The 5854-nt window shown below is 71.1% G+C and carries 7 protein-coding genes; 2 read left to right on the top strand and 5 right to left on the bottom strand.

Translation table 11 applies throughout. The features are described from left to right. Positions 1-211: 211 nt before the first annotated feature. The 3 genes from ROTAS13_RS18065 to rpmE form a co-directional block, all read right to left on the bottom strand. The gene (locus tag ROTAS13_RS18065) at positions 212-799 is read right to left on the bottom strand and encodes a DUF1013 domain-containing protein (protein WP_058389396.1); all 588 of its coding nucleotides are present in this window, start codon (positions 797-799) and stop codon (positions 212-214) included. A 358-nt stretch (positions 800-1157) separates the two neighbouring features. Continuing rightward, complete coding sequence (locus ROTAS13_RS18070; RefSeq protein ID WP_058389395.1) at positions 1158-1640, bottom strand: Hsp20 family protein; 483 nt, start codon at positions 1638-1640, stop codon at positions 1158-1160. Between the two features lie 281 nt (positions 1641-1921). Further along, positions 1922-2152 (bottom strand): 50S ribosomal protein L31, encoded by a 231-nt coding sequence (rpmE, locus tag ROTAS13_RS18075; RefSeq protein ID WP_019459523.1) that lies wholly within the window; start codon positions 2150-2152, stop codon positions 1922-1924. A gap of 213 nt (positions 2153-2365) precedes the next feature. On the opposite strand from rpmE, the gene pdxY reads away from it, so the two are divergent. Next, positions 2366-3214 carry a pyridoxal kinase PdxY gene (pdxY, locus tag ROTAS13_RS18080; protein ID WP_019459522.1) on the top strand — a complete coding sequence of 283 codons (849 nt, stop codon included), beginning with the start codon at positions 2366-2368 and terminating at the stop codon, positions 3212-3214. Positions 3215-3221: 7 nt separating this feature from the next. On the opposite strand, the gene ROTAS13_RS18085 is transcribed toward pdxY, so the two are convergent. Further along, on the bottom strand, positions 3222-3710 hold the full coding sequence (locus ROTAS13_RS18085; protein WP_058389394.1) for a hypothetical protein: 489 nt from the start codon (positions 3708-3710) through the stop codon (positions 3222-3224). A 384-nt stretch (positions 3711-4094) separates the two neighbouring features. On the opposite strand from ROTAS13_RS18085, the gene ROTAS13_RS18090 reads away from it, so the two are divergent. Next, positions 4095-5420 (top strand): S9 family peptidase, encoded by a 1326-nt coding sequence (locus ROTAS13_RS18090; protein ID WP_075823019.1) that lies wholly within the window; start codon positions 4095-4097, stop codon positions 5418-5420. A 5-nt stretch (positions 5421-5425) separates the two neighbouring features. On the opposite strand, the gene ROTAS13_RS18095 is transcribed toward ROTAS13_RS18090, so the two are convergent. Next, positions 5426-5854 (bottom strand): DUF3574 domain-containing protein (locus ROTAS13_RS18095; RefSeq protein WP_216348680.1); only part of this gene is annotated, 429 nt, incomplete at its 5' end.

Below are 5854 nucleotides of genomic sequence, written 5' to 3' on the forward strand. Positions count from 1 at the left end.
TCAGGACGGCAGGGATGGGCCGAACGGCCGGGCGGCGTAGCCCCGGAGGCCTTCCGCGCGCCGGGGCCACCGGCCGGCGGAGGCACGGACCGACGCCAGGCGGAGCGCCGGCCCGAACGGGCCGGAACTCAAGCGCCGCCTGCCGCGAGGCGGCGCTTCGCGGCGCCGGCCTCCGGAAGTGCGGCGGGAAAGGGGAGGCCGGGCCTCCGCCTCAGTAGTTGCCCTCGGCTTCGGCCTCGTCATCGGCCAGTGGCATCATCGCCGGGGCCGCACCGGGGGCACGGTCGGCGGCGGCGGCCACGGCGGCGTTCAGCTCCGACTGGGTGCAGAGGCCCAGGATCACCGGATCGCGCGGCTTGATGTTGGCGGAGTTCGCATGGGTGCGGTCGCGCACCTTGGCGATGGTTTCCTTGGTGGTGGCCAGCAGCTTCTCGATCTGGGTGTCGGTCAGCTCGGGGTGGTTGCGGAGCAGCCACAGGATGCCGTCCGGCCGGTCGGTGCGCTTGGAGACGGGGATGTAGCGGGCGCCCTTGCCGCGCTTCTTGGGCACCGGGATCGGGCTGGCCAGCAGCTTCAGCCGCGCCTTGGAATCAGCCTCGCAGCGCGCGATCTCCTCGCGCGTCAGCTGGCCGTTGGCGACCGGGTCATAGCCCACGATGCCCTGCGCCACCTCGCCATCGGCGATCGCCTGCACCTCCAGCGGATGCATGCCGACGAAATCGGCCACCTGCTCGAAAGTGAGGGAGGTCTTGTCGATCAGCCACACGGCGGTGGCCTTGGGCATCAGGGGGCTGGACATCGGAGCGTAACCTCTGGACAGGGGCCTGGCCCCCGGAAAAGGAGCGTCGGGCAAAGAACGCCAGGGGGCCACCCTGGGAAAAGCCCCGCGGAAAGGATGAACCCATCGGGAGCCAAGGGGAGCGGCCCGCTGCGGCAGGTCGGCGCCTCCTATAGTGAGAGGCCCGGGCCGGGTCAAAACCCCGCTGGGCCAATCCCGATCAAAAGAGTCGGACAGGCGGGGATGCCGCCGGCCCGTGGCGCCACGGGGGGGCGCACGAAAAAGGGCCGGCGGATCGCTCCGCCAGCCCGTCGGTCCCGGAAAGGGAGCCCGCCGGATCGCCCCGGGCCGGAAGAACCGGCCCCGGGGGCTGCGGGCGTCAGGCGGCCCTGGGCTGGCCCTTGCCCGATTCGTTCGCCACTTCCAGGGCGGCGCGCGGCGCGGCCGTCCCGATGGCGATGCGGCGGGGCTTCAGCGCCTCGGGCACCTCGCGCTTCAGGGAGACGTGCAGGAGGCCGTTCTCCATGTCGGCGCCCTGGACCTGGATATGGTCCGCGAGCACGAAGCGGCGCTCGAAGGCGCGGCCGGCGATGCCGCGATGCAGGTAGCGGCGCTGCGCGTCGTCCTGCGCCGCCTTGCCGGATACCACGAGGACGTTGTCCTGCGCCGTGATCTCGATGTCGTCGGGGCCGAAGCCCGCCACGGCCATCGTCAGCACATAGGCGTCGTCCGACACGCGTTCGATATTATAGGGCGGATAGGCGGGGCCGTCCGCGGCGGCGCGGGCGGTGTCCACCAGCCGGGCCATGCGGTCGAAGCCGATGGCGGTGCGAAGAAGGGGGGAAAGGTCGAAAGCGTTCACGAGAACCTCCTCAAGCCAAGCAAGGTCCAGTTTCGGGGCGGCAGAGGGGCCGGAGGACATCCCACCAGGGGCGATGTGCTGGCCGTTGCCGCGCCGGCGACCCCGATCGGGCATCGCTGGCAGCGGGGAGATTGGGAGGGGAAACAGCGCGTTCAAGGCCCCTGGCCGGCGGGAAAAAGGTTCCGGCCGCCACGCCTGCGGACCTGCCGGAAACGCGAAAGGCCCCGCGGGAAAGCCCGCGAGGCCCGGAAAGCGCCCATGCCCCGGCCGGGGCCGGAGGATCAGCCCTTCTTGCGGGCGCCGATGCCGGCGAACTTCTTGTTGAACTTGGCGATCTGCCCGCCCGTGTCGATCACGCGCTGCTGGCCGGTCCAGGCCGGATGGGACTTCGGATCGATGTCCAGACGCAGCGTGTCGCCTTCCTTGCCCATGCAGGAGCGGGTCTTGAAGGTGCTGCCGTCGGTCATGATGACCGTGATCTCGTGGTAGTCGGGATGGATGTCGGGCTTCATCGGGGGTCTCGTGTCTAGTGGCCGCCCGATGCCGACCGGGCGCGCGGAAACGCGGCTTCTAGCCGCCGCGCCCCGGCGGCGCAACCGCCAAGGGCGTATCCGCCGCTCCCGGCCGTATCGCGCGCGCGGGGCCCCGGCCCGGATGGCCTTGCCCCCGGCCCGCGCCGCGCCCAAACCGGGGATGTGCGATCGTCTCTCCTTGGTGAAGCCGCGATGAACATCCTCTCCATCCAGTCCTGGGTCGCCTATGGCCATGTCGGCAATGCCTCCGCCGTGTTTCCGCTGCAGCGGCTGGGCGCCGAGGTCTGGGCGCTCAACACCGTGCAGTTCTCCAACCACACCGGCTACGGCGCCTGGCGCGGCCAGGTCTTCGGGGCGGAGCTGATCCGCGAGCTGGTGACGGGGATCGAGGAGCGCGGCGTGCTCGGCACCTGCGACGCGGTGCTGTCCGGCTACATGGGCGATGCGGCGATCGGCGAGGCGATCCTGGAGGCGGTGGCGCGGGTGCGGGCGGCCAACCCGCAGGCGGTCTATTGCTGCGACCCGGTGATCGGCGATGTCGGGCGCGGCGTCTTCGTCCGCCCCGGCATCCCGGAGTTCATGCGCGACCGGGCCATGCCCGCCGCCGACATCGCCACCCCCAACCAGTTCGAGCTGGAATGGCTGACCGGCCGCGCCGTCGGCACGCTGGCCGAGGCGAAGGCGGCCGTGCGCGCCTTGCAGGAAAGCGGGCCGCGCTGCGTGCTGGTGACCTCCCTGCGCGTGGAGGACACCCCGGCCGATGCCATCGAGATGCTGGCGGCGGAGGGGGGGCAGTTCTGGCGGGTCCGCACGCCGCTGCTGCCGATCTCGGTCAATGGCGCGGGCGATGCCATCGCGGCGCTGTTCCTGTTCCACCGGCTGCGCTGGGGCGATGTGCGGGTGGCGGTCTCCTCCGCCGCCTCCTCGATCCACGGGCTGCTGCGGCGGACGGCCGAGGCGGGGTCGCGCGAGATCCTGACCGTGGCGGCGCAGGACGAGTTCGTGCGCCCCAGCCAGACCTTCGTGGCGGAGCCCTGCTGAGGCGGCGTCAGAGACTTCTGACTGAAAGGCCCGGGGCCCCGGGAAGGCGGAAATACATTTCCCGCACCGTGCCATCGGCCGGGTCGATCACCGTAAGACGGTCATAGTATGCGCCATCCTGCGGCATCAGGACCTGCTGGCTTCGTTGCAGGCCGAGCATGAAGAGGATGGCGTATTCCGTGCGCACCCCCGGCACCGCTAAGGCGGTGCGCGGGCTGCGTCCATCGCCGGACGTCATGATCGAGCGCAAGGCCCGCGTAGCCGTGATCTCTTCCGGCGTTTTCGGTTCCGTCCTGAAGAAGATGGGCCTGGGCTGGCCGGTCGCACGATCGCTGGCTTCGATCACGTCGAGGATACCGCCCTCCTTCCGCTCGATGCGGTGCCGCTCGAAGTGCAGGCCGGAGTCGCGGACCATGAGGTAGGCCAGGATCAGGTTCGGTACGGTCACCGGACTGCGCGCGCTGCGCCCGTCCCCGGTCGCACGGGCAAGGAGCATCAGGGCTCGGTCGGCTTCGCCGGGCGCCAGTTCCTCGGCGCTGGGGCGGAGGCCCGAACCGAGGGCCGCTCGCGGCGCCTCAGTCTGCGCCGGACCCTGTGGTGCCGATCCGGCCCAATGCGGCGGCAAAGGGAGAGATCGGCTCGCGCAGCCACCAAGGAGGAGAAGCGCAAGGCAGGCGGGCCACCGGATCAAGCCACTCATTCCCTTCCAGATGGGCGTAATAGATATACTATTCCCCTTATGGTTGTAGTGAGTGGCCTTCGGAATGAAGCGTTCACCTTGATCCGAGTGGTTGAACACGACAGCGCTTTTACCGGCCCGCCCGATTTCGCCGGGTTGCGACCTGCTCTAGCCTCCCGGCAACAATGAGGAGGGAGAGCCATGCGCTGTTCCAAGACGCTGCTGGTGGGGAGCGGCCTGCTGACAATGCTCTTGACGCTCGGCAGGCCGGCGCAGGCCGCACCGGAAGGCGTTGCCTGCCCCGACGGGCTGCCTGCCGGCACGGAATGCCGGCGCGGGCGCGACGGCAACGGTGCCTATTATTGGATCGCGGTGCCGAAGGACTGGAACGGAACGCTGGTGGTGCACAGCCATGGCGGGCCCCGCCTCGGCGCGCCGAAGCCGGACGATCCGGTGGAGGACCTCCAGCGCTTCGCCGTCACCGTGTCGGAGGGCTATGCCTGGGCGGGCAGCAGCTACCGCCGTGGCGGCTATGGCGTGCGCATGGCGGCGGAGGATACGGAAAACCTCCGCAAGCTCTTCGTGGCCGAGGTGGCGAAGCCGAAGCGCACCTTCATTCATGGCCAGTCCTGGGGCGGCAATGTCGCGGCCAAGGCGATCGAGCTCTACCCCGACAGCTATGACGGGGCGCTGCTGACCAGCGGCGTGCTGGCGGGCGGCACGGAGGGCTATGGCTACCGCACCGACCTGCGCGCCGTGTACCAGTACTACTGCCACAACCATCCGGGGCCGGACGAGCCGCAGTATCCGCTGAACATCGGCCTGCCCGCCGGGCAGCGGATGACGGGCAAGGAACTGACGGAACGGGTGGAGGCCTGCACCGGCGCCGGAAAGCCCGCGGCCGAGCGCAGCCCGGAGCAGGCGCGGAATCTGGCCGCGATCACCGCGGTGACGCGGGTGCCGGAGCGCACGCTGGCCTCGCACATGAACTGGGCGACCTTCCTGTACCGCGACATCGTGGCGGAGCGGCTGGGCGGCCGCAGCCCCTTCGGCAACGAGGGCGTGCGCTACACGGGTTCCGCCGACGACGCGGCGCTGAACGCGGGCGTGGCGCGGCTGCAGGCCGATCCGCAGGCGGTGGCGGAGCTGGCGGAGGACAGCGACCTCACCGGCAAGGTCACGATCCCGACCCTGACCCTGCACGCGATCGACGACCCCACCGCCTTTGTCGAGCACGAGAGCCATTACCGCGCGGTGCGGGAGAAGGCGGGCACGGCGGCGCTGCTGGTGCAGACCTTTACGCGGGAGCATGTCCACAGCAAGCTGCACACGCCGGAATACGCGGCGGCCTTCGCGGCCCTGTCGCGGTGGGTGGACACGAAGCAGCCACCGGAGCCGGCGGCCATCGCGGCGTCCTGCGAGGGCTACCGCAAGGCCTATCCGGAGACCTGCCTCTTCGATCCGGCCTTCCACCCGGCGCCCTATGACAGCCGGGTCTATCCGCGCGACCCGGCGGGGAAGGGCTGACGGGATCAGAACCCCGCGCATCCCGGGCCGAGCAGCCGCAGCACGGACTCCTGCCGGAACCGCAGGCGATAGGCTTCCGCCAGGGGGTCCAGGCGGGCGCGGGCCTCCCCGGCGGTGACACCGGGCAGCACGACGACCAGGAGCTTCGACGCCTCCCGCTCCACCCGGCCATCCGCCCCGCGCCACTGCCCGGCGGCGTCCAGCACGGTCAGACCGTCCGGAAAGCGCGGCGTCGCTTCGCTGGCGAGGAAAGCGTCCCATTCCGCCTCGCCCACCGGCGGGGCGCCCGCACGGTTCCGGCCGAGGAACAGCTCCGCCACCGTGGCGGCCCGCATCCCGGCGGGGCAGGCGGGTGCCGGCCCGGCGGCGCAGGCGGAAAGGCCGAGCAGGGCCGCCCCCGCCCAGGGGAAGGCGAAGCGCCCCGCCGCCCCGGC

Source organism: Roseomonas sp. TAS13, from assembly GCF_001950415.1.
GTDB classification, from domain to species: domain Bacteria; phylum Pseudomonadota; class Alphaproteobacteria; order Acetobacterales; family Acetobacteraceae; genus Roseomonas; species Roseomonas mucosa.